Origin of the sequence: Pseudomonas sp. BW16M2, assembly GCF_014268865.1 — a bacterium.
Classification (GTDB): Bacteria; Pseudomonadota; Gammaproteobacteria; order Pseudomonadales; family Pseudomonadaceae; genus Aquipseudomonas; species Aquipseudomonas peradeniyensis.
This window is the reverse complement of record NZ_JABWRI010000001.1, coordinates 1-23178: the sequence shown is the minus strand read 5'-3', so window position 1 is coordinate 23178 and position 23178 is coordinate 1. Positions and strand designations below refer to the sequence as shown.

Annotated in this window: 13 protein-coding genes and 1 riboswitch; of the genes, 4 read left to right on the top strand and 9 right to left on the bottom strand. The window is 68.7% G+C overall.

The genetic code is table 11. The features are described from left to right. Positions 1–94: 94 nt before the first annotated feature. Positions 95–12346, top strand: coding sequence for a filamentous hemagglutinin family protein (locus tag HU735_RS00065; RefSeq protein ID WP_238349724.1), 12252 nt, complete (start codon positions 95–97; stop codon positions 12344–12346). A gap of 134 nt (positions 12347–12480) precedes the next feature. Then, positions 12481–12786 carry a hypothetical protein gene (locus tag HU735_RS00060; protein ID WP_186711947.1) on the top strand — a complete coding sequence of 102 codons (306 nt, stop codon included), beginning with the start codon at positions 12481–12483 and terminating at the stop codon, positions 12784–12786. A gap of 41 nt (positions 12787–12827) precedes the next feature. Here the strand turns inward: HU735_RS00060 and HU735_RS00055 are convergent, their stop codons facing one another. The 3 genes from HU735_RS00055 to HU735_RS00045 all read right to left on the bottom strand — a co-directional run bounded on the left by HU735_RS00055 (position 12828) and on the right by HU735_RS00045 (position 15255). After that, entirely contained in the window at positions 12828–14330 is a 1503-nt protein-coding gene (locus HU735_RS00055) for a sensor domain-containing diguanylate cyclase (protein WP_186712317.1), read from the bottom strand. A 230-nt stretch (positions 14331–14560) separates the two neighbouring features. Next, positions 14561–15040 carry a hypothetical protein gene (locus HU735_RS00050; protein ID WP_186711946.1) on the bottom strand — a complete coding sequence of 160 codons (480 nt, stop codon included), beginning with the start codon at positions 15038–15040 and terminating at the stop codon, positions 14561–14563. A gap of 59 nt (positions 15041–15099) precedes the next feature. After that, on the bottom strand, positions 15100–15255 hold the full coding sequence (locus HU735_RS00045; RefSeq protein ID WP_155952705.1) for a hypothetical protein: 156 nt from the start codon (positions 15253–15255) through the stop codon (positions 15100–15102). Positions 15256–15422: 167 nt separating this feature from the next. Between HU735_RS00045 and HU735_RS00040 the strand changes: the two genes are divergently transcribed. Beyond that, positions 15423–15794: a GFA family protein gene (locus HU735_RS00040; RefSeq protein WP_186711945.1), complete on the top strand. Its 372-nt coding sequence runs from the start codon at positions 15423–15425 to the stop codon at positions 15792–15794. Positions 15795–16209: 415 nt separating this feature from the next. On the opposite strand, the gene HU735_RS00035 is transcribed toward HU735_RS00040, so the two are convergent. From HU735_RS00035 to HU735_RS00015, 5 genes are all read right to left on the bottom strand, one after another. Then, positions 16210–16995: an ABC transporter ATP-binding protein gene (locus HU735_RS00035; protein WP_186711944.1), complete on the bottom strand. Its 786-nt coding sequence runs from the start codon at positions 16993–16995 to the stop codon at positions 16210–16212. After that, positions 16992–18008, bottom strand: a complete 1017-nt coding sequence (locus tag HU735_RS00030) for an iron ABC transporter permease (RefSeq protein WP_186711943.1) — start codon at positions 18006–18008, stop codon at positions 16992–16994. The genes HU735_RS00035 and HU735_RS00030 overlap by 4 nt, the downstream gene beginning before the upstream one ends. Beyond that, a complete protein-coding gene (locus HU735_RS00025) occupies positions 18005–19018 on the bottom strand; it encodes an ABC transporter substrate-binding protein (RefSeq protein WP_186711942.1) in 1014 nt (337 codons plus the stop codon). The genes HU735_RS00030 and HU735_RS00025 overlap by 4 nt, the downstream gene beginning before the upstream one ends. A gap of 113 nt (positions 19019–19131) precedes the next feature. Then, a riboswitch (cobalamin riboswitch) is annotated at positions 19132–19330 on the bottom strand. Positions 19331–19357: 27 nt separating this feature from the next. Further along, a complete protein-coding gene (locus HU735_RS00020) occupies positions 19358–20527 on the bottom strand; it encodes a heparan-alpha-glucosaminide N-acetyltransferase domain-containing protein (protein ID WP_186711941.1) in 1170 nt (389 codons plus the stop codon). 98 nt (positions 20528–20625) lie between these two features. After that, entirely contained in the window at positions 20626–21546 is a 921-nt protein-coding gene (locus tag HU735_RS00015) for a LysR family transcriptional regulator (protein ID WP_028691647.1), read from the bottom strand. A gap of 112 nt (positions 21547–21658) precedes the next feature. On the opposite strand from HU735_RS00015, the gene HU735_RS00010 reads away from it, so the two are divergent. Next, complete coding sequence (locus HU735_RS00010) at positions 21659–22846, top strand: MFS transporter (protein ID WP_186711940.1); 1188 nt, start codon at positions 21659–21661, stop codon at positions 22844–22846. Between the two features lie 101 nt (positions 22847–22947). Here the strand turns inward: HU735_RS00010 and HU735_RS00005 are convergent. Next, positions 22948–23178, bottom strand: a 231-nt coding sequence (locus HU735_RS00005) for a PAAR domain-containing protein (RefSeq protein WP_186711939.1), incomplete at its 5' end; no start/stop codon positions are given.

Genomic DNA, 23178 nt, shown 5'->3' with positions numbered 1-23178 from the left:
AGCTTCGGTCCCCCGGCAGCCGGAGCGCCTTATGGCAAAGCGGCATCACGACCGCCATCCCCTGATCTCGAGAACCAGCACAAGGAACCCTGCGATGTCGCGCGGCATGCCCAAGCCAGCCCTTTCAGCCTCCGCCATCCAGCGTCGCGGCGAGCCGCCGCGGCTCAAGCCCCTGGCCCAGGCCATCGCCCTGCTGATGCTGGCGGGCAGCGCCCACGCGGCGCAGCCGTTCAGCTCGGGCTGGTTTGCCGCCAAGGGCGCCTCCAGCGCCCCGAGCGGCGGCGCCGGTGCTGGCGGTGCGGGGCAGGTGCTGCCGGGATCGCCACCGCCCCTGGCCCAGCAGCAGCGACTGAACCAGCAGTTCCAGCGTTCGGTGAACAACCTCAACAACACGGTGGCGGCCATTGCCGCCCAGCAGGCGGCCCAGGCCAACGGTCGGACCCTGGCCCAGGTGCAGCCGCAGGTGGTGCCCAACGGCTTGGGCGAGGGCGGCCTGAAGGTCGACCAGAACCCGCTGACCCAGGGCTGGCTCAATGCCAAGGCGCCGCAGCAGAGCCAGGCCGATGGCAAGACCCAGGTGCGTATCGAGCAGACCGCCGATAAGGCCATCCTCAACTGGGAGACCTTCAACGTCGGCCGCGACACCACCGTGCGCTTCGAGCAGCAGGCAGACTGGGCCGTGCTTAACCGGGTCAATGACCCGGCTGCACGACCGAGCCAGATCCATGGCCAGATCGAAGCGCCCGGCACGGTGATGCTGATCAACCGCAACGGCGTGGTGTTCAACGGCACCAGCCAGGTCAACGTGCGCAACCTGGTGGCCGCCGCCGCCCAGGTCAGCGACGAGCAGTTCAGCCAGCGCGGGCTTTACGTCGACAGCAGCGCCAGCCAGGCCACCTTCACCAATGCCGCCGGCAAGGTGCTGGTCGAGCGCGGCGCGCAGATTCGTACCCAGGAACCGGGCAGCTCCACCAGCGCTGGCGGCTACGTGCTGCTGCTGGGCAGCGAAGTGGGCAACGACGGCCAGATCATCGCCGGCAAGGGCCAGGCGACCCTGGCGGCGGCGGACGATTTCTACATTCGTCGCGGCCAGGGCACCGAGGCCAACCGCTACTCGACCACCCGCGGCAATGAGGTGGCGGGCAGCCTCAGGCCCGGCAGCAGCGCCGGTACGGTGAGCAACAGCGGGCTGATCCAGGCCAGTGGCGGCGATGTCACCCTGACCGGTCACCAGGTGCGCCAGCAGGGTGTGATCCTGGCCAGCACCTCGGTGGATCGGCGCGGCAGCATCCACCTGCTCAATGCCGCCAGCGATGCCACCGGCAGCGTCAGCTTCGAGCGCGGCAGCGTCACCGCCGTGCTGCTCGACGACAGCGCGGCGCTCGACAGCCAGCGCGAAGCCTCGAGGGCGGTGGTCAACGGCAGCAACGGCAACCTGGCCACGGGGCGCTTCGACAACCTCAGCACGGTCATCGACCGTCCCGAGCAGTCACGGGTGGAAGTGGTCAGCGGCGGCACCGTGCACTTCCAGGGCGGTTCGCTGACCCTGGCCACTGGTGGCCAGGTGGCGGTCAGCGCCGGCCGGCGCAGCCTGGTCGACGATGGCGCGCGCCTCGATGTGGCCGGCGCCCTCGGGGTCAAGGTGGCGATGGAAAGCAATGTCATCAAGATCAATGTCCAGGGCAACGAGCAGCGCGATGCCGCCGGCAACCGTGACAAGGGCGGGCTGATCAACAGCGATGTGTGGGTCGATGTGCGTGAGCTGGTGCACGTCGCGGCCGGTGTCAATGGCCATGCCAGCGACCGCTGGTACACCGCGGGTGGCCTGCTGGAGGTAGGCGGCTACCTGGGCACTCGCAGCCACGGTGTGGGTGAATGGATGGCCCAGGGCGGCACCGTGACCTTTACCGGCCAGGACCTGGTCACCCGCGCTGGCGCCGAGATCAACCTGTCCGGCGGCACCCTGGCGGTGCAGGACGGCTATGTGCGCCAGAGCTGGCTGCGTGGCGAGGACGGGCGCCTGTACGAGTTGTCGCGGGCGCCGGGCGACTTGCTTTACAGCGGCCTGTACCAGGGCTTCGAGGACCATTCGGCGCGCTGGGCCCAGACCCGTGTGTTCTACAACCCGCTGATCGCGCCGCAGCAGCGCTTCGAACAGGGCTACACCGTCGGGCGCGACGCCGGCAGCCTGGTGGTGGCCACCCAGGGCGCATTGCTCGACGGTCGGCTGGTCGGCGATACCTGGCAGGACGAGCGCCAGGTGCAGGCGCCGGTGGCCGGGCTGGATGGCTACAAGCAGGTCCATAGTGCTCGCGCCCGAGGCGCCCAGCTGGTCATCGGCCAGCAGCTGCCGGGCTACCTCACCGCCAGCAAGGACCTGGCCTTCAGCCTGACCCCGGTGCTGCGCCAGGTGACGTTGGCTGGCGGCAACCGTGGGGCCAGTGCCGATGTGCAGTTGCAGGCGCCGTTGGACGAGCAGCGGCGCGGGCGACTGGTGCTGGACAGCGAATTGCTCAACGGCTTCGCGCTGGGCGGCCTGAGCATTGCCGCCAGCGAGTCGGTGCAGGTCGACCAGGCGCTGCACCTGGCCGACGGCGGGCAACTGACCCTGTATGCGCCGCAGGTGCGGGTCGCGGCCGACCTTACCGCCAAGGGCGGGCAGATGATGTTGGGCGATGTGCTGCGCCAGCGTGACGGCGCCGACCTGCGCGATATCGCCCTGGCCACGCCGGCCGGATTGCGTGCGCAGGTGCTGGTTGGCGAAGGTGTGCGCCTGGATGTCGGTGGTGCGCGCAGCGACCGCGAAGACGCAGGGGCCATGGCCTGGCGCAACGGCGGCAGCCTGTCGCTGCGCAGCTCCGGCGATGTGCTGCTGGGGCAGGCCAGCGTGCTGGATGTTTCCGGCGGGGTGGTGCGCGGTGAGCGCAACCAGCTGCGCGGTGGCAGCGGCGGCAACCTGACGTTGCAGGCCGGTGTGTTCAACACCAGCGGTGACGGGCGCCTGCGCCTCGATGGCGAGCTGCGCGGCCATGGCAGCAACGGCGCCGGCACCCTCGACCTGCAGGCCGAGCGCGTGCGCATCGGCGGCGTGGCCGACGCCAGCGCCTTGTCCCTCGGCGAGGATTTCTTCAACCGCGGCTTCGCCCATTACACCGTACGTGGCACGCGACAGTTGACCGTGGCCGAAGGCGCCCAGGTGCAGGTCACCCGGCCCGTGGAACTGCTCGACGCCAGCCTGCCGGTCGGCGACCAGGCCACCCTGTGGCTGCCGCCGCAGGTGCGCGAGAACGCGATCAAGGGCGAGCTGGGCCTGCGTGCCGGTGCCAGCCTGAGCCTTGCCGCCGGCGATACCCGGCTGGCCCAGGCGGACCGCGAGGCCGCGCTGCTGGAAGTGCGCCGTGGCGCCAGCATCGGTGTCGACCCGTTGCAGTCGATCGCCCTGAGCAGTACCGCGCAATTGAACCTCGACGGTTCGCTGCTGGCCGCCGGTGGCAAGGTGAGCCTGTTGCAGGCATTGCCCGAAACGGTAGGGAGCGGGGTGCAGGAAAGCCTGCACAACCGTGCGATCCGCCTGGGCAGCGAGGCGTTGATCGATGTCTCCGGCCAGGCGCTTACCGCCCTCGACAGCCAGGGCCGGCGCTACGGACGGGTCACCGCCGGCGGCAACATCGTCATTGGTGGGCAGATCGACTACGCCAAGGGCATCAGCGACGGCGCCTACCTCTTCGTTGATATCGCCCGTGGCGCCCGCTTGCGCGCCGATGGCGCCAGCGCCGTGCTGGACATCCGGGGCCAGGGCCCACTGGCAATGGCCAGCGCCGGTGGCAACATCAGCCTGGCCTCCAGCTATGGCCTGCGCCTGGACGGCACGCTCAGCGCCAGGTCCGGCGGTGTCGGCGCGGCGGGCGGCAGCCTCGGCGTGGCCCTGGATACCGGCCTGTACCGCAAGGATGGCCTGGAGGATGGCCTGAACGTGCCGCGCGAGCTGGTACTCGGCCGCGCGGCCGGTACCGACCAGCGCTTGCGCTATGGCCATGCGCGCCTGGATGCGGACACCGTCGAGCGCGGTGGCTTCGCCAACCTCGCCCTGCTCAGCGACGGTGTGCTGGCCTTCGATGGCTCGCTGGCGCTGGACCTGGCCCAGGGTCTGCAACTGTACGCCGGGTCCCTGGTGCTCGCGGACGGCAGTGCCAACGACAGCAGCATCCGCCTGCGTGCGCCCTACGTGCGACTGGCAGGCAGCAACCACCTGGGCGGCGACCAGACCGTGCGCCCGACGGTCAAGGGCGGGCTGTCGCAGCAGGCGTCGCACGCACTGTTGCAGGTCAAGGCCAACCTGCTCGAAGTGCGCGACGAACTGAGCCTGGGCGCTCGCGGCAACCTGGCCCTCAGTGGTGGGCGACAGCTTGAGTTCGACCGTCGGGGCTTTGCCCTGACCCGTCTGCGCAGTGAAGGGGATATCCGCTTCCTCGGCCGCGACATCGCCTCGCTGCCGACCCAGCTGAGCAGCAATGCCGATATTGAATTGCTGGCCGCGCAACTGTATCCGGTAAGCGGTGCCTACGCTCGCGTGCTGAGCACCCGCGACGCCACCCTGCGGATCGGACGGGTCGGCGAGGCCACGCCAGGCGTGCCGCTGTCGGTGTTCGGCCGCCTGCACCTGGGCGCTGGCACGGTGGAGCAGGGCGGGGTGGTGCGGGCGCCGCTTGGCCAGGTGCTGCTGGGGGATACCGGCGAGAACGGCCAGGATGTGCGCCTGCTGCCCGGCAGTATCACTTCGGTCAGCGCGGCGGGGCTGCGCATGCCTTACGGTGGCACGGTCGATGGCCTGAGCTACCTGTACGGCGGCAAGCCGGTGAACCTGATCGGCGGCACCGGCGATAGCGACCACGGGGTGGTCCTGGCGGGCAAGCGCATCGATGTGCAGGCCGGGGCGCTGATCGACCTGGCCGGCGGCGGCGAACTGAGCGGCGCCGGCTTCGTCTCCGGGCGCGGCGGCTCCACCGACGCCCGCTACCATCCGTTGATGCAGCTCGATGCCGATGGCCGCCTGGTACTGCCGTCGCTGTCGAGCAATCCGATCTATGCCATCGTCCCTGGCCTGGCCGGCGACTACGCGCCGCTGGCCGGGGAGGCCGGCGTGGCCGACCCGGCCATCGGCCAGCGCATCACCCTCGACCAGGGCGTCCCGGGGCTGGCGGCGGGTACCTACACCTTGCTGCCGGCCAGCTACGCGCTGTTGCCGGGCGCCTTCCGCGTCGAGCTCAACGGCTTGGCCATGGCCGGCCAGCGAGGAATCAGCCAGGTCATGCGCAATGGTTCCTGGACCACCTCGGGCAGCCTGTCGGTGGCCAACACCGATATCCGCCAGCCGTTGTCGGGGCAGGTGATCCTCACCGCGGCCGACACCCTACGCCGCTATAGCCAGTACAACGAAATGTCCTACGCCAGCTTCGTCAAGGCCGATGCCCTGGCCAAGGGTGTTCCGCGGGCGGCACTCGAGGCTGATGGCAAGTGGCTGACCTTGCGCCTAAAACCCAATACCGACCCCGAGAGTGCATTCCGCTTTGCCGGTCAGGCGCGCTTCGACGCCGCCCGCGAGGGGCGTGGCGGCAGCGTAGCGGTATTGGGCGTGGAGGCCATCGAGATCCTCGCCGACGGCCAGGTCAGCGACTGGCTGCAACCCAATCGGGTCGCGCTGCGCGCCAGTGACCTTAGCGCGCTCAAGGCGCCGCGACTGAGCATCGGCGCCCGTCCTGAGGTGCTCTACGGCCAGGGTGGTAACATGCTGCGCTTCAAGGAGTCGACCGCTGACATCCTGGTGCGCAGTGGCGCCGAACTGCGCGCCGGCGAGGTATTCCTTGCCACCGACAGGGCGCGTGGCGCCATCGTCGTCGAGCAGGGTGCCGGTATCATCACCCTGGGCCAGGGGGCGGTGCCGTTCGATGCCAATGACGGTTTCCTTATCGACCCCAACGCCCACGGCTTGCTGGCGCTGTCCAACGGCCGCCTGGACGTGCTGCCATCGGTGGCAGGCGATGTCTTTGCGCCCGGCAGCATCCTCATTGGCGGTTGCCCCTCGGGCAACTGCGCGGGGATGACCCGCCTGTACTCGGACGGCTCGCTGTTCGCCGCGACCGACCGTACCTTCAACCTCGATGACCAGGTCAGCTTCGGCACCCGCCACCTGGGCCTGGCGGTGGGCCGGATCAACGTCGGCTCCACCGCCGCGCTGGCCGCTGCGGCCAACGCCGGGGTGCTGGGCCAGGGGCTGACACTCAACCAGCAAGTGCTCGACCGCCTGTTCCAGGGCAGCACCGAGGGCGGCATTCCTGCTCTGGAGACCCTGTCGCTGACGGCGGCCGACTCGTTGAACTTCTTCGGCAACAGCGTGCTCGACACCTATGATCCGCTGACCGGACGCAACCGCGTGCAGCAACTGATCCTCGGCACGCCGGCCATCTACGGCCTCGGTCAGGCCGGCGAACGGGCGACCATCCACACCGCCAACCTGGTGTGGAACGGCGCCCGCACGCTGCCCGGCGCACCCATCGCCGGTGGCGCGGGCAGTGGCGATGGCGTGCTCGAACTGCGGGTGGAAAACCTGACCTTCGGCTACGGGCCGGCCAGCCAGCCCGACGGCACCGCCAGCATGAGCCGCCAGACCCTGGGCTTCAGCCAGGTCGACATCCGCGCCAGCCGCCAGGTCAGCGCCAACCACAGCGGGGCGTTGCAGGTGTACCACCAGCGCGGCGCCTGGCAAAGCGAGGGCGGCTTCCAGTACAGCGGCGGCGACCTGCTGGTGGATACGCCGCTGTGGACCGGCGGCGCTGGTTCGATCAACCGCATCAGCGCCGGTGGCCTGTTACGCGTGAGCGGTGGGGGCGGCGCGCTGGCCAGCGGCCGCGATGGCGTGGGCGCGGAGCTCGCGCTCAGTGGCCAGCAGGTGCTCCTCGACGGTACCTTCAGCCTGCCCAGCGGCAAGCTGAGCGTTTCGGCGCAACAGGCGCTGGTCCTGGGGGAGCGTTCGCGCATCGACCTGGCCGGGCGCAGCCTGACCTTCAACGACGTGACCCAGTACAGCTGGGGCGGCGAGCTGCTGCTGGCCAGCACGGCCGGTGACATCCGCCAGGCCAGTGGCAGCCTGGTCGACCTTCGCGCCGTCAACAACCGCGCCGGCCGCCTGAGCGCCACTGCCCTGGGTGGGCAGGTCAGCCTGCTGGGCCAGATCCTCGGCAGCGCCAGCGGCGATTATGACGCCGGTGGCACGCGGGTACCGTACGCCGAGGGATCGGTGGCGGTCCGTGCCCGCCAGGTGGACGATTTTGCCGGGCTCAACCAGCGCCTGAACCGCGACCAGGTATTCGGCGCCCGCAGCTTCCAGATCACCCAGGGCGACCTGGTCATCGGCAGCGAGCTCAAGGCGCGGGAGATCAGCCTCTCGCTGGACAACGGCCAGTTGACCGTGACCGGTACCGTCGATGCCAGCGGCGCCCAGGTCGGCAGCATCCGCCTGGCGGCCGGGCATGGCCTGACCCTGGCCGCCGGGGCGGTGCTCGATGCCCATGGCAGCCTGCTGCGGGTCGACAGCAATGGCGCGATCATCGATGCGCCGAACCGGGCGCAGATCGAGCTGGCCAGCGGCGACGGGCTGCTGACCCTGAGCCCCGGCGTTCGCCTGGACTTGCGCCACGGCACCGCCGCCGCGCAACACGACGGCCGTGCCCGTGGCTCGCTGGTATTGACGGCGCCGCGCGTGGGCGGCGACATCGCCGGCGATATCGCCATCGACGCCCGTGGCAGGCTGGACATCCAAGGTGCGCAGTCCATCGCCGTGGTCGGCCAGCAGCGCTATACCGACGCGCCGAATGGCGGCACCGCGGCCAGTGGTCGACCGTACCAGTACATCGACCAGGCTTATCTCGACGCCAAGCATGCGCGCAGCGTGCTGTTCGTCAATGCCGCGCTGGCCAATCGCGACCTGCTCGACAACCGCCTGGCCGGCCTGAACAACGCCGCCTACGCCAAGGCCCTGCACCTGCGCCCCGGCGTGGAGATCGCCACCCGCGATGGCCAGACCGACCTGGTGGTGCGCGGCGACCTCGACCTGTCCGGCCATCGTTACGCCAGCCTCAACCCGGCCACGGCGCAGACCCTCCTGCGCGGTTCCGGCGAGGTCGGCCACCTGGCCTTGCGTGCCGGCGGCAACCTGGAAGTCCATGGCAGCATCAGCGACGGCTTCCTGCCGCCGGAACTGGCCACCGGCAGCGAACGCATGGATGGCCGTGGCTGGATCCTGATTCCCGGCAAGCAGCCGTTCGACAGTGACCTGGTGATTCCACGCAGCGGTGTCGAACTGGCCGCTGGCACGCGCTACCCTGCGGGCAGCACGCTGAATTTCGACCTGCCGTTCGCCGACACCTCGCTGCCGGCCAACACCCGCTTGCCCGGCGTGTTGACCCTGGCAAGCGCCGTGACCCTGCCGGCCGGTACCGTGCTTGATGCCGCCGTGCGCGATGCTTCCGGCAATCTCCTGTATGCCGCCGGCACCTTGCTCGAGCAGGCGGTGACCCTCGCCGCCGATACCCAGCTGGATGCCGGCAGCCGCCTGCCAGTAAGCGTGGCGGTGCGCGGCGGGGTCTGGCGCAAGGGCGCCGCCCTGCCTGCGGGAGGGCTGACCCAGCGTGGCGCCCTGGCCCTGGCGGTGGGCGCGCTGCTGCCGGCAGGCACCGACGTCAAGCTGCCCACAGGTGTATTCTGGGTCGACCTGCGCCAGGAGATCGCCGGTCAGCAGGGACGCAACTGGGCGCTTGGGCAGATGCTGCCGGAGGGCTCGCAATCCTGGTCGATGCGCCTGGTGGCCGGCGCCGACATGGGCGCCGCCGACAGCCGCATCACCCGCCCGGAGCCGGACGCCGGCGCATTGCGCCTGGCCGACCAGCACTACATCGCCACGCGGGTGATCGAGACTTCCAAACCCATCATCAGCTATTTCTGGACCAACCTGGCGGTTGGGCGGGTACCCGGCCAACCGGTGCCCTCCAACCTGCTGGCGCTGTGTACCGCCCGGCCGACCTGGTGCCTGAAGGTCGAAACGCCGGGCGGCGTCACCAAGGCCGAGATCACCCCGCAGACCCAGCTGTACAGCGTCTTGCGCACCGGTACCGGCGACCTTGAACTGCTCAGTGCCGGCGACTGGCGCATGGATTCGCTGTATGGGGTCTACACCGCCGGTACCCAGGCGCCGGCCCTGCTCGAGCAGGGCATCGATCCGCATCAGCTGGCCCGCGGTCGCCAGGCCGATGGCAGCGTGCTTGGCGCCCTGGGCGCGGCCTACGAATCGACCACCGGCCAGTACCGGGCCTGGTATCCGCAGCAGGGCGGCAACCTGTTGATCGCCGCTGGCGGCGACCTGACCGGCAACCTGGTCGGGCCCAAGCCCACCGACCTGGTGACGCGCCGCCAGGCATCGTCGGCGGCCGTCGGCAACTGGCTGTGGCGCCAGGGCCAGGTCGACGCCGGCACGCCGGCGGCCTGGTGGCTCAACTTTGGCAGCTTCGCCCAGGACCCGGCAAGCAGCCAGGCCTTGCCTTATCTGGTCGGTTTCACCGGTTTCGGCACGCTCGGCGGCGGCAATCTCGACGTGCGTGTTGCAGGCGCGGCGGGCCTGGTGCGCAGCAGTGGTGTCGATGTGGTCGATGTGCAGCGTAGTCAGGGGTTGAACCTGGTGGTGGCCAGTACGGGGCGGGTGACCGCCGATGGGCGCCTGGTGCAGAGCGGCGGTGGCGACCTCGACCTGCGCGTCGGTGGCGGTCTCAACTCGGGGGTGTCCGCCGTGACCGCCGCGGACACGCTGGTCGATCTGCAGGGCGCGCTGGTCAACCTGCGTGGTGCCCTGCAGGTGGAGGCGGCCAACATGGGGCTGCTGCAGTCGATCTACGGCAGCTACGGGGTCGAGCATGACAACAGTGAGTCACGCGCCTACGATCCGTACACCGCCACCCGGGCCAAGGCCTGGGGCGGGATCACGCTGATGCCGGGGGATGCTGGCGTGCGCCTGCGCAGCCGTGGCGACCTGGTGGTGCAGGGGGTTGGCGATCCGGGGCGGGTGCCGATGTTCAACAGTACGCCGTTCAATGCTGACAATGGTGCGCGGATGACCGGACGCGGCAGCAGCTGGTTCTCGCTCTGGACGCCACGCACGTCGGTCGAGCTGGTCAGTCTGGGCGGCAACCTGGCGCCGATCGTTCATGACAACCTGCGGATCGCTACCCGTAACCTGCCGATTCATGGCGGTCGAGTGTTCTACCCCACCGCGCTCAGTGCCACCGCAGTCAGTGGCAACCTGTACTACGGCAACTCGGTGCAGAGCTCGGCGGATCTGGCCTCGGCCACTTCCCTGATGACCGCGCCTTCGGGCAGTACCCGCTTGCAGTTGCTTGCCGGTAATTCGATCTATGCCGGCGGCTATGCCGTCAGCCAGAGCGGTACCGACGAATCGGCGCTGCCCACGCCGCTGCGTCCCGCCTTCCTGGGCACCAGTACGGGGAACCTGGTCCTGTCGACCAACCTGCACGGTGACCTGCCGCGCAGCACCTGGGAGTATCCGCTGTATACCTTTGGTCTCAACACCCATGTCGACGGCAGTGTGCGACCCTCAGACCCCGTGCGTTTCTACGCGCTGGACGGTGACATCCTGGGTTTGAACAGCGGCGAAATCATCGACTACAGCTTGCGCGGCCTGAAGCTCTACCAGGGAAGCGGGGCGGTTCGCATCATGGCCGGGCGAGACATCGTCAACGCCGGCACCGCGCTGGGCAGCCAGCGTCAGGCCGCCGATGGCATGGTGGGCGGTGGCAACGACTCCAGCACACACTCCAGCGGCAACCTGTTCATCCATGCCGACAGCCGCGATGTCTCGCTGGTCAGCGCTGGTCGCGACATCCGCCTGAGCAGCTTCAACGTCGCCGGCCCCGGCCAGCTCGAGGTGGTCGCCGGGCGCAACCTGTACCAGTCCGGACCGGGAGTCGACTCGGCCTATCAGGAGGCGGCGATCACCAGCATCGGTCGGGTCGGCGGCAGTGGTGCCGGTAACGACGGGGCGTCCATCGCCATTATCGTCGGGGCCGGTCAGCAGGGGCCGGACTACGCCGGCCTGTTGGCACGCTACCTGGATCCGCAGCACCTGGCCGATCCTTCCCGGTCATTGACGGGGCAACCGGGCCAGGTCGTCAAGGTCTACGACCAGGACCTGCTGGCCTGGCTGCGCGCGCGCTTTGCCTTCGAGGGGGACGCCGAGGCGGGCAGGGCGTTCCTCGCCACGCTGCCTGCCGAGCAGCAGCGGATCTTCGCCCGCCAGGTGTACTTCGCCGAACTGCGCGAGGGTGGCCGCGAATACAACGACGTCAACGGCCCGCGCACCGGCAGCTACCTGCGCGGTCGCCAGGCGATCGCCGCGCTGTTCCCGGAGCGCGATGTGGCCGGCAACCCGATCAGCTATGGCGGTAGCGCCACCTTCTACGGCGGTGCGGGCATCCACACCGACTTCGGCGGCGATATTCAGGTACTGACGCCGGGTGGCCAGCAAGTGTTCGGCATCGAAGGCGAGGCCCCGCCGTCCACCGCCGGGGTGATCACCCAGGGCAGCGGCAACATCCAGCTGTATTCGCAAGGCAGCATCCTGCTCGGCCAGAGCCGGATCATGACCACCTTTGGCGGCTCGATCCTCGGCTGGTCGGCCCAGGGCGACATCAACGCCGGTCGCGGTTCGAAGACCACCGTGGTCTACACCCCGCCCAAGCGCACCTACGACCGCTGGGGCAACGTCGGCCTGGCGCCGAGCGTGCCGAGCACCGGCGCCGGCATCGCCACGCTCAATCCGATCGCCGAGGTGCCACCGGGGGATATCGACCTGATTGCGCCGCTGGGCACCATCGATGCCGGCGAGGCCGGGATCCGCGTGTCCGGCAACGTCAACATCGCCGCGCTGCAGGTGGTCAACGCTGCCAACATCCAGGTCCAGGGCGATGCCAAGGGCATGCCGGTGGTGGCCTCGGTGAACACCGGCGCGATCGCCTCGGCCAGTGCCGCGGCATCGTCGGCCAGCCAGGCTGCCGAAGAGGCGGGCCGCCAGCAGCAGGCTGCGTCCAGGCAGCGCCAGCCTTCGGTGATCACCGTGCAGGTGCTGGGTTTCGGCGGCGAGCGTCTGGTGCCGGGCCAGGATGGGGCGAGCCTCAATCCCCAGTACAACCGCCAGAGCCCGGTGCAGGTGCTGGGCGCGGGGGCGCTGGACGAACGGGCGAAGGCGCAGTTGACCGAGGAGGAGCGGGGCAACCTGTTGCTATGAGTGCAAAACCGCCCAACGGCAGGCTTTTCCTGTGGTTTCTTGATCCCGCTCATGGTTTCGGCGAGTGGCCCTCGTCGCGGCTTCGTGGCTGTGCTTTTCTTGCGCGGCATTTCAGACACGGAGTATCGAGCGCAATGCGAATCAGGGAAGAGACCTACTGGCAGTGGGCCGATGCGCAGTTGCACAGTCGCTGCCATGACGAGGAACTGAGCGACGGCACCAGCATCGATGTGCAGGTGCGCCTGTCCAGGGTTGGTGCCACGCAGCTGTTTCTCGGGCTGTATGCCCGAGGTGGCAAGGCCCTGCTGGAGGAGTACTACCCCTCGCGGCCGGGCGAGACCATGACCCGGGCGCTGGTGTGGGGCGTGGACCGCGCTCGCGCGCTGGCGACCGGCGCCTTGCCGCTGCCGGAACAGGTGCCGCGCAGGCGCCTGGCCTGAGCGTGACGGATGCGGCTGGGCGGGCCGCCGACAAGCAGGCGTCAGGCCGGGCTGTCGATACAGACGCGGTTGCGCCCCTTCTGCTTGGCCCGGTACAGCGCCCTGTCGGCATTGCTCAACGCATCGGCGGGGTCGCAGCCGTCGCCAGGCCGCCAGCTGGCTACGCCCAGGGAGATGGTGACGCCTCCGATCGGTGCGACGGTGGCATGTTCGACGGTCAGGCGCAGGTGGCCGGCGATAGCGGTCGCTACCTCCAGGCCCGCCCCCGGTAGCAGCATCAGGAACTCCTCGCCGCCGGTGCGACACAGCAGGTCACCTTCGCGACAGGTCCCGCGCATCAGGCCGGCCAACTGCTGCAGGACCTGATCGCCGATATCATGGCCATGGCTGTCGTTGATCCGCTTGAAGTGATCGATGTCCAGCACCACCACGGCGAAGCCGCGCTTTTCGGCCTGTAACAGGCGCAGGGCCTGTTGCAGGCCACGACGATTGACCAGTCCGGTGAGCGGGTCGGTCTGGGCATCACGGTTGAGTCGGCCGATACGTTCCTGCAGCAGGTTGACGCCGAACAGCAGTGCGCGCTTGAGCTCGGCGGCCTCGGCGTACCAGGCGCGGACCTGGTGGATGCGTTCGGTAGTCTGTTGCTGGCCCATGCCCCGGGCAACGTGGGTCAACTGTCGCAGCGGGTGGGCGATGACCTGTGTCAGCCAGTACAGCAGCAGGCAGCCAAGCAGGGCCAGCGGCGCGGAGATGGCCATCACATTGAGGACCAGTTGGCGCAGCGGGGCTACGGTGTTGCGCAGTGGCTGCTGGGCGACGATGGTCCAGCCGGCGCTGGGCACCGTGGCGAAGCCGGCCAGCATCTCGACGCCCTGGCTGTTGACCAGGCGCCGGGTGCCATGGTCGAGGTTCGGCAGGTCGTCGAGCAGCGCGTTGTCGCCGACCAGGGTGCCGACCCGTTTGCTGTCAGGGTGAAACAGCAGCCGGCGGTTGCGATCGACGACATAGAGGTACGCGCCGTTCTGGTAGAAGTGCGTGCCCAGCAGGCTGTTGAGCAGGTTGCGCTCGCGCAGGTACAGGCTGCCGCCGATATAGCCGTGATAGTGGCCGTCGGCGTCGAAGATTGGTTGTGACAGCACCACCAGCAGGTTGTCGGCCGCCGACAGGAAGGGTGTGGAGATCAGCGTGTGGCGTGTGCGCAGTGCTTCCAGGGCGCCGGGTGAGGACGCCTGGGTCCCGGCCAGGTGCTGCAGCGGGGCGGGCGAGAGTGCGCGCAAGGTCCCCTTGGCGTCGATTCGCAAGGTGGAGTTGAACAGGTTGCCCTGCTGCTGCAAGCGGTCGATCTCAGCTTGCACCAGGCTGTCGTCGTCCGGGTGCAGGCCAGATTGCCTGGCGCTGTAGGCCAGTTGCTGCAGGGCGTTGCCCAGGGTGGTCTCGGTCACGGCGGCCAGCTTGGCGGCATAGGCCCGGTTGGCTTCCAGGGCGCTGTCTATCAGCAGTTGCCGTTGTACCCGGTAACTGGCGAAGTAGCTGGCCAGCAGCATGACCAGGGCCGTGGTGGCGCACAGGGCGAGTATGAGCGTGCGCAGGTCGGGGCGCGGTCCGTGCGGGGTGAAATATCGCAATCCTTGGCCTCGTCGGATACAGCGGAAAACGCACCTTACGCGCTTGGCGCAAGGTGGACCATGCTTGAGCGCAATTGCAGGGTTGGAGCACAAGGGGGACTCCGGTTTCCCACGGAGCTCGCGGAATTATCCTTCCTTGTTATCCAGGCTCAGGGCGCAGTCTGCTCCAGCGCCCGCAGGTCATCCTCGACCTGTCGCATGCGCTCCTGCACCAGTGCCTGGACCTTGGCGTCGCTGGCGCTTTCACGCATCAGCGTGGTGAGCTTCTCGCTCAGGCGCTTGCCTTCCTCGCTCTGGCCCAGTTCCCTGGCCTTGGCCGGATCGCGGGTGGCCTGAGTGATGAGATCGAACTCGGCGTCGCTGAAGTGCTCCTCGCTGTACAGCCTGAACAGGTCCTGGCGCTGGTCGTCGACGGTCAGGTGCTTGCGCAGCACGTCCTTGATCTTGTCCTCGGGCACCTGCGCATGGGTCATGGCCAGCAGCCCGGCCATGCGCTCGATGTTGTGGTCGTAGGCTTCCTGCAGGGGCAGGTTGGCGAGGATCTTTTCCTCGCGGCTGGGTTTCTGGTCGCAGGCGGCGAGGGCGCCGAGCAGCAACACGGGGAGCAGTAGACGAGGCAGGCGGGGCATGGCGGGGCCTTGGGGCACGGTAAGGCCTGGGAGTGTACTGCAAACCCGTGGCGGAGGAATCAGCGTTGCAGCGGATTGCGCAGGCGCACCCAGAGGATCGCCGGCAGGGCCATCAGCAGCCATTTCAGGTAGCGGTTCACTTCGTAGTGTTCGCAGGCGACGCCGATGAGGGTGCAGACCACCACCACGGCCACGAACTGGATCATTCTTTCCATCAGCAGGTTTCCATCATTGCAGGGGCCGGAAGGGCCGCGGGGCGCACTGTAGCAGGTGACGAAGGCAGCGCAGGTCGGCATGCCACACGGCGTAACACTTTTGCGCCGCCGTCGGGCGCCAGGTTGGCTATTGTGCGGCAATCCCGGCAGCCAAGGAAGGTAACCCCATGACCCTCTACAAAGGTGGCTGCCTGTGCGGCCGCATTCGTTTCGCCGCCAGCGGCGAGCCGCGTTTTCCGCATACCTGCTCGTGCGGGCAGTGCCAGCGACATTCCGGCAGCCTGACCCTGTGCTGGGTGGAGTTCGACAAGGCAGCGGTCGCCTGGACCGGGGAGGGTGGTTTGCCGGCGCTGTATCGCTCGTCCGAGGGCTCCAGCCGTGCGTTCTGTGCCACCTGCGGCAGTTCCCTCGGGGCCATTGACGATGCGCCGACGGTGGCCTTGCTGCTGGGCTGCTTCGATGCCAAGGGTGACCAGGCCCTGCGGCCGACCTCGCATTCGTTTCGGGCTTGTCGGCCGCGGTGGTGGAAGGTGGGGTGATGGTTGGGGATTTGGGGGGAGGCTGACAGGTGTTCGGCGAGGGCCTTGCAGCGCCTGTGAGATCGAGCGCCGCCCGCGCGGCGCATCGCGGCGCAAGGCCGCTCCTACATTTGTTGCAACGTGCCGAACCTGTCAGGCCATGGTTGCCCGCCTTGGTGCTCGTCTTGAGACAGGTGGAGCGGCAGTGGTGCCCACGCTGAAACCGCGTCGTACCAACAAGGCGGACCCGGTAATGGCACAGGATTGACTGGCCCGAAACAGATGTAGGAGCGGCCTTGCGTCGCGATGCGCCGCGCGGGCGGCGCTCGATCTCCTAGGCGCTGCAAGGGGCGTGGCGAGCACCTGGTGGCCTTGATGCGGTCAATAACCCTCGCGTCCAAGACCTAGAAAGGGCCACAAAGCAACCCCAACCATTTCAGGCACGAAACCGCAGCACCCGCGCCCCATCATACGGATCGACCAGATAATGAGCCTGAACCCCAAACGTCCCCAGTAACCGCTCCGGCGTCAGCACCATTTCAGGCTTCCCCAAGGCCACCAACCACCCTTGGTCCAGCACAGCCAAGCGGTCACAAGTCAACGCCTGGTTGAGATCATGCAAGGCCACCAGGGTAGTCACCGGCAGCGCTTGAACCTGTCGCAACAGGCTCAGCTGATGCTGGATATCAAGATGATTGGTCGGCTCGTCCAGCAGCAGCACCTGTGGCCGCTGGGCTAACGCCCGGGCGATGTGCACGCGCTGGCGTTCGCCGCCGGACAGCTCGCCCCACAGGCGCCGACGCAGGTGGCCGGCATCGGCGTCAGCCAGCGCCTGCTCGACGATGGCACGGTCGTCCGCGCCGAACGGCGCCAGGGCCGACAGCCACGGCGTGCGGCCGAGGGCCACGGCGTCGTAGACGCTGATGGCGTCCAGGGTGTCGGCCTGCTGTTCGACCAGCGCCAGGCTTTGTGCAACCCGGCGACGCGGCATGCGCTCCAGCGCCTCGCCCAGCAAACGCACGCTGCCACTGTTGGGCGTGCGCAGGCCGGCGAGCAGCTTGAGCAGGGTGGACTTGCCCGAGCCGTTGGGGCCGACCACGCCGAGGGTCTCGCCGGGCATAACGCTCAGGTCGATGTCTTGCAGCACTTCGCGGTCGCCCAGGCGCAGGCTTAGGCCCTCGCAGGCAAGCGGGGCGTGGGCGAGGGCGGTCATCACGGTCATGGACGCCCCCGGCGGCTGACCAGGATCAACGCGAACACCGGCGCGCCGATCAAGGCGGTGACCACGCCCACCGGGATCACCTGGCCGGCGATCAGGGTGCGCGAGAGGATGTCGGCGACGATCAGGAACAACGCGCCGCCCAGGGCGCTGGCCGGCAGCAGACGGCTGTGCCCGGGGCCGAGCAGCAGGCGCAGGGCATGGGGGATGACCAGGCCGACGAAGCCGATGGCGCCGACGATCGAGACCATCACCGCGGTCACCAGCGCCGTGCAGCTGATCAGCAACAGTTGCGTGCGTCGCACCGGCACGCCCAGCGAGGCCGCCGAGTCGGCGCCGAAGGTGAAGGCGTCCAGCGCCCGGCGGTGCCACAGGCACACCGCCAGCCCGACCAGGGCCACCGGCAGCGCCAGCCACACCGCCGGCCAGCGCACGCCGCTGAGGTTGCCCAGCAGCCAGAACAGGATGCCCCGGGCCTGTTCGGCGGTAGCAGACTTGGTGATGAGAAAGGCCGTCAACGCGTTGAACAGCTGCGAGCCGGCGATGCCAGCGAGGATCACCTGCGCATTGTCGTGGCGGCTGCCGCTGGCCCGCGACAACACCAGCACCAGGGCGAAGGCGGCCAGCGCGCCGATGAAGGCGCCGGCCGACAGCGACAGCACCGCACCACCTAGGCCGAACAGACCCACCGCCACGGCGCCGGTCGAGGCGCCCGCCGACAGGCCCAGCAGGTACGGCTCGGCCAGCGGATTGCGCAGCAGCGCCTGGAGGATCACCCCGCAGGTCGCCAGCCCCGCGCCGCAGGCGGCGGCCACCAGGGTGCGCGGCAGGCGGTAGTTCCAGACGATGCCGGCGTCGATCGGGTCGAGGGCATGACCGGCCTGCCACAACTGGTTGGCCAGCACCTGCCAGACCACCTCGGCGCTGATCCGCGTCTCGCCGATGGCGATCCCGGCGAGCATGGCCAGGCACAGGGCGAACAGCGCGAAGGCACTGATGGGCAGCAAACGGCTCATGGTTGTGGCGCTTTACCGCTGGCAAAGGCGCTGGACAGCACCTCCAGGCCACGGAACAGGCGGATGCCGGCCTGCATGGCGTCGGCGTCGAGGACGATGATCCGGCCTTGCTTGACCGCGTCCATGTTGCGGGTCACCGGGTCGCTGCGCAGGAACTCGAGCTTTCTCCGGTAGTCGTCGGCGGGGTAGCGGCGGCGGTCCATGCGCGCGACGATCAGCCAGGTGGGGTTGGCCCTGGCCAGGGTCTCCCAGCCCACTGCCGGCCATTCTTCGCTGGACTCCACCACGTTGCGCACGCCAAGGGTCTGCAACATGAAGTCGGCCACGCCCTGGCGACCGGCGACGTAAGGGTCGACCTTGAGGTCGGCGCTGGAGAACCAGAACAGCGCGCTGGTGTGGCTCAGGTCCTGGCCGGCCAGGCGTTGCCGGGCCTGGTTCAGCTGGCCCTTGAGCTCGGCATTGAGCCGTTCGCCGCGATCCTGCACGTCGAAGATCTCGGCCAGCTGGCTGACGCTCTTGTAGATGGTGTCGATCCTGAACGGTTGCAGGCGGGTACCGTCGGCGCCCACCAGGTTGTCCTTGCCTTCGCAGTCCGAGGGCAGCAGGTAGGTGGGGATGCCCAGCTCCGCGAACTGTTCGCGGGTGCCGACCGCGCCCTGGGGGCCGACCATCCATTCGAACTGCGCCGTCACCAGCTGCGGGCGCTTGCCGACTACCGCCTCGAAGCCCGGCTCGTTGTCGGCCAGGCGCTCGACCTTGTCATTCTGCGCCTTGAACTCGGGCAGCACGTTGTTGAACCACAGCGAGGTGCCCGCCAGCCGCTCGCCCAGGCCCAGGGCATAGAGCAGCTCGGTGCCGGCCTGGCCGATGGTCACCGCGCGCTGCGGGGCCTGGGCGAAGGTCTGCGGCAGGCCGCAGTTGTCGACGGTCAGCGGGTAGCGGGTGGCGTCGGCGTGGGCCAGGCCCGCCAGTGACAGGCCGGCGAGCAGGGTGGCGAGGCGGTGCGGCATGGTGGGGTGATCTCCTGTCGGGTGGTGCACGGAATGGCCCACGGACAGGCATCGCCAGGCGTCGTGCGGCAAGCACGCGGCCAGGGGCGGATGACCATCCCGGACACCCCGCCGGTTGGTGAATGCGTGCCGGCAGGTCTCCTGACTGGTGCGTCCTGGCCGGCGCCGGCCTTCCCGGGTCGGCAGACCCAGTGGCATCGATGGCGCAGGCTCGGCACCTACAGTTGCGGGGGCAGTTCCCTTTGGCCCGCCCTCGGCGCGCCCGGGATTCCCTTTTGATTCCGTGTGGAAACCGGCGGGCGGCATGGTAGACCATCGGGCCATCGGCTGAAAACGCTTTTACAGGTACTTGAGCCAGGCGATGTCGCGCCGCCGCGCCTTGAGCCGGGCGAAGCCGCGCACCGGCAGGTACAGGGCGACTGCCAGCAGCACCGCGACCAGCCACACCGCGCCGATGCCGTCGAAGCCGAAATGGCTGCCCTGGTTCAGGCCGAACAGCGCCACGCAGGCCACATACAGCAGCTTGAGCACATACAGGTGCAGCAGGTAGAAGAACATCGGCGCGGCCCCGAACACCGCCAGCGGGCCGATCCAGCGGGCCTCGCCGGCCCGCTCGAAACCGCGCAGCAGCAACAGGCCGACGCCCAGGGTAATGGCCAGGAACAGCAGCGACGGTGGGTACTTGGTGATGTTGAAGAAGCTCATCAGCGTTTGCCCGACGCTGGGGTAGAAGGCCCACGGCGCTTCGCCGTAGCCGTTGAGCAGGCGCAAGACGACAAAACCGAGCAGCAGCATCACGCCGCCCAGCAGCAGGCGCTGCTGGCGCTCGCCGGCATCGCTGGCGCGGCTGAACCAGGGGCCGAGCCCATAGCCCAGGGCGATCACCCCGACCCACGGCAGCACCGGGTAGGAGGTGCGCAGGCGCAGGCTGTCGGACAGCTCCAGCCAGCTGCGCTCGTGCAGGATCGCCCAGGGCACATGCAGCGCCGAGTGTGGCGCGAAGTGCAGGCCATCGAGCAGGTTGTGGCCGACGACGATCAGCGCGCCCAGGGCCAGCAGCAGCGGGCGTGGCAGCCACACCAGCAGCGACAGGGCGATCATGCTCAGGCCGATGGCCCAGATCACCTGCAGGTAGATCACGCCCGGCGGCAACTGGAAGGTCCAGGCGAAGTTGACCAGGGTGAGCTCCAGCAGCACCAGGAACAGGCCGCGCTTGAACAGGAATGCCGCTACATCGCTCCGGCCCTGGTGCTTTTCGCCGTAGAGCCAGGCCGACAACCCGGTGAGCAGCACGAACACTGGCGCGCACAGGTGCGCCAGGGTGCGGCTGACGAACAGGCAGGGGTCGGTGGCGTCGATTGCGTCGATGGTCATCGGGTCGCTGACCTGGCGGTGCAGGAAGAAGGTTTCGCGCACGTGGTCCAGCAGCATGAACAGGATCACCAGGCCGCGCAGGGCGTCGATGCTGTGCAGGCGTTGGCTGGGGAGGGCGGTCGGGAGGCTGGTCATCGAGGCGGGTCGCAGGCAGGAATAACATTCAAATGAAATGTTATTTTATTTCATTTGTGTGTGCCTGGATACAGGCATGCGCTGGCACTCCACTTGAATCAGCCCTGAATCAGCGGCCCCAGCCGCTCGGCCAGGGCCTGGACCGTCGCGCTTACCTTGGGCAGATGCCCGCGGTTGCGGCGCCAGGCCAGGTTGATCGGCAACCCCTCCATCGCGTACTCCGGCAACACCTGCTGCAAGGTCCCGGCGTCGAGCTGGCGCTGCACCAGCCAGGTCGGCAGCTGGGCGATGCCGTGCCCGGCGCTGATGGCCAGGGCCTGCCCCTCGGCATCGCCGATGGCCAGGCGGCCCGGCATCGGCCGCAGCTGCGCCAGGCCCGGGCGGGCGCCGGCGAAATGCAGGGCCGGCGTGCTGCCGTCGGCGCAGGCGTAGAGCACGCAGCCCTGGGCCTGCAACTGCTGCAGGTCGCGGGGCGTGCCGTGTCGGGCGAGGTAGGCGGGGGCGGCGCAGAACACCAGGCGCTGGCTGCCCAGGTAGCGGTGCTCGATGCCCGGCTGCCAAGTCTGTGGTCCACCGATGCGCACGACGATGTCGATGCCGTCCTCGGCCAGGTCAACGAAGCGGTCGGAGAGGGTGATGTGCGGTTGCAATCGCGGATGCAGCGCGGCGAAGTCGAGCACGGCGGGCAGCCCGTGCAGGCGGCCGAAGGTGGCCGGCAGGTCGATGCGCAGCTTGCCGCAGGGGGTCTTGTGCTCGTCGTTGAGGGCCAGTTCGGCCTCTTCGATTTCCGCCAGCACGCGGGTGCAGGTGCGGTAGTAGTCGGCGCCGCTGTCGGTCAGGGCCAGGCGTCGGGTGGTGCGCTCGAACAGGCGCACCTGGAGGCGTTTCTCCAGGCGGGCCACGCCCTTGCTTACGGCGGAGCTGGTGAGGTTCATGCGCTCGGCGGCGGCGATGAAGCTGCCGGCGTTGGCCACGCTGACGAAGAAGTCGATGTCTTTCAGGCGTTCCGAGGCGGACATGGCGGGGGCTCGCGATTACTGAATTTGGTTCACTTGATAAGGGAATATCTACCAGTAATCGGAACAAGATTCCAGATTAAGCTGGCCTGCCATTCATCGAGGATTGCAGTAGATGTCCACCTCCAGCTTGACCCATGCCACCTTGACGCGGCCGGCACCGCGCGTGGGGCTGTCGATCGGCCTGTTCGCCGTCGGCGGCTTCGCGGTGCTGACCACCGAGTTCCTGATTCTTGGCCTGCTGCCCGCGCTGGCACGCGACCTGGGACTGTCGGTCGCAGGCGCGGGCCAGTTGGTCACCCTGTTCGCGGTGACCGTGATGCTGTTCGGGCCGCCGCTCACCGCCTGGCTGTCGGCCCTGCCACGCAAGGGGCTGTTCATCGCCATCCTGCTGTTGTTCGCCGCCTCCAATGCGCTGTCGGCGCTGGCGCCGAACGTCTGGGTACTGGCCCTGGCGCGGTTCCTCGCCGCGCTGGCCTTGCCGGTGTACTGGGGCACCGCCAGCGAAAGCGCCGGGCAACTGGCCGGCCAGGGGCGCGAGGGCTGGGCGGTGGCGCGGGTCTACCTGGGGATCACCGCGGCGTTCGTCTTCGGTATCCCGCTGGGCACCCTGGCCGCCGGGCTGGTCGGCTGGCGCGGCAGCTTCTGGTTGCTCGCCGGGCTGTGCCTGCTGGTGGCGCTGCTGATGTGGGCCTGGCTGCCGCCTCTGCCGAAGGTTCCGGCCCGCGCCGCAGGGGAGCGGCAGACGGTGATTCTCAAGGACCGTCGTTTCATCGCCCATGTGCTGCTTTCGGCGCTGGTGTTCACCGCCATGTTTACTGCCTACACCTACCTGGCCGAGATCCTCGAGCAGCTTGCCGCCGTGCCGGCCAACGCGGTCGGTTGGTGGCTGATGGGCTTTGGCCTGGTGGGCATGCTCGGCAACGCCCTGGCCGGACGGATCGTCGATCGCAGCCCGCTGCGGGCCACGCTGCTGCTGTTGGCGATGCTGGCCTTGGGCATGGGCCTGGTCACCCCGGTGATCGGCAACCCGCTGCTGCTGGTGGGCGCCCTGGCACTGTGGGGCATCGCCTACACGGCGCTGTTCCCGGTGTGCCAGGTGCGGGTGATGCGCGCCGGCGCCAAGGCCCAGGCCCTGGCCGGGACCCTCAACGTGTCGGCGGCCAACGCGGGTATCGCCGCCGGTGCCGCGCTGGGGGGCGCGGCGATCCAGGGGCTTGGTCTGGCTGCACTGGGTTATGTGGCTTGTGGGTTTGCGGTGCTGGCGTTGGTGGCCACGTTGGTACTGCAACGGAGCGAGTGAGGCCTGTTCCACCGTCCAGCCAAGGCGCGTTCATACCTTGGATGGGACGGTTGCCGGGTTTGAGATGACTGCAGGGCGGCTTGTTGCAATCCTGCCGATCCTTATTCGATCAGCCAGGCAGGGTCGCCTTCGATCAGGACACCGCCATGGCTGGTCTTGTCTCCCTGGCGCGCCGCAGGGCTGCCCTCAATGAGCGTATGCGCGGCACCGGTCTCGATGACCGCACCGCAGCTGAGCTCATCCCCCATGCGTGCGATTGCACGACCATTCACTGTGGCATTGGCCGCGCCACTGATGACAGTGCCTTCCCCGTGGAGAGGGCAAAGGTGGCG

Bases quoted from the DNA above. Each gene is read 5' to 3' on its own strand.
- HU735_RS00065 (WP_238349724.1), top strand. From the start codon at position 95: ATGTCGCGCGGCATGCCCAAGCCAGCCCTTTCAGCCTCCGCCATCCAG.
- HU735_RS00060 (WP_186711947.1), top strand. From the start codon at position 12,481: ATGCGAATCAGGGAAGAGACCTACTGGCAGTGGGCCGATGCGCAGTTG.
- HU735_RS00055 (WP_186712317.1), bottom strand. From the start codon at position 14,330: ATGCTGCTGGCCAGCTACTTCGCCAGTTACCGGGTACAACGGCAACTG.
- HU735_RS00050 (WP_186711946.1), bottom strand. From the start codon at position 15,040: ATGCCCCGCCTGCCTCGTCTACTGCTCCCCGTGTTGCTGCTCGGCGCC.
- HU735_RS00045 (WP_155952705.1), bottom strand. From the start codon at position 15,255: ATGGAAAGAATGATCCAGTTCGTGGCCGTGGTGGTGGTCTGCACCCTC.
- HU735_RS00040 (WP_186711945.1), top strand. From the start codon at position 15,423: ATGACCCTCTACAAAGGTGGCTGCCTGTGCGGCCGCATTCGTTTCGCC.
- HU735_RS00035 (WP_186711944.1), bottom strand. From the start codon at position 16,995: ATGACCGTGATGACCGCCCTCGCCCACGCCCCGCTTGCCTGCGAGGGC.
- HU735_RS00030 (WP_186711943.1), bottom strand. From the start codon at position 18,008: ATGAGCCGTTTGCTGCCCATCAGTGCCTTCGCGCTGTTCGCCCTGTGC.
- HU735_RS00025 (WP_186711942.1), bottom strand. From the start codon at position 19,018: ATGCCGCACCGCCTCGCCACCCTGCTCGCCGGCCTGTCACTGGCGGGC.
- HU735_RS00020 (WP_186711941.1), bottom strand. From the start codon at position 20,527: ATGACCAGCCTCCCGACCGCCCTCCCCAGCCAACGCCTGCACAGCATC.
- HU735_RS00015 (WP_028691647.1), bottom strand. From the start codon at position 21,546: ATGTCCGCCTCGGAACGCCTGAAAGACATCGACTTCTTCGTCAGCGTG.
- HU735_RS00010 (WP_186711940.1), top strand. From the start codon at position 21,659: ATGTCCACCTCCAGCTTGACCCATGCCACCTTGACGCGGCCGGCACCG.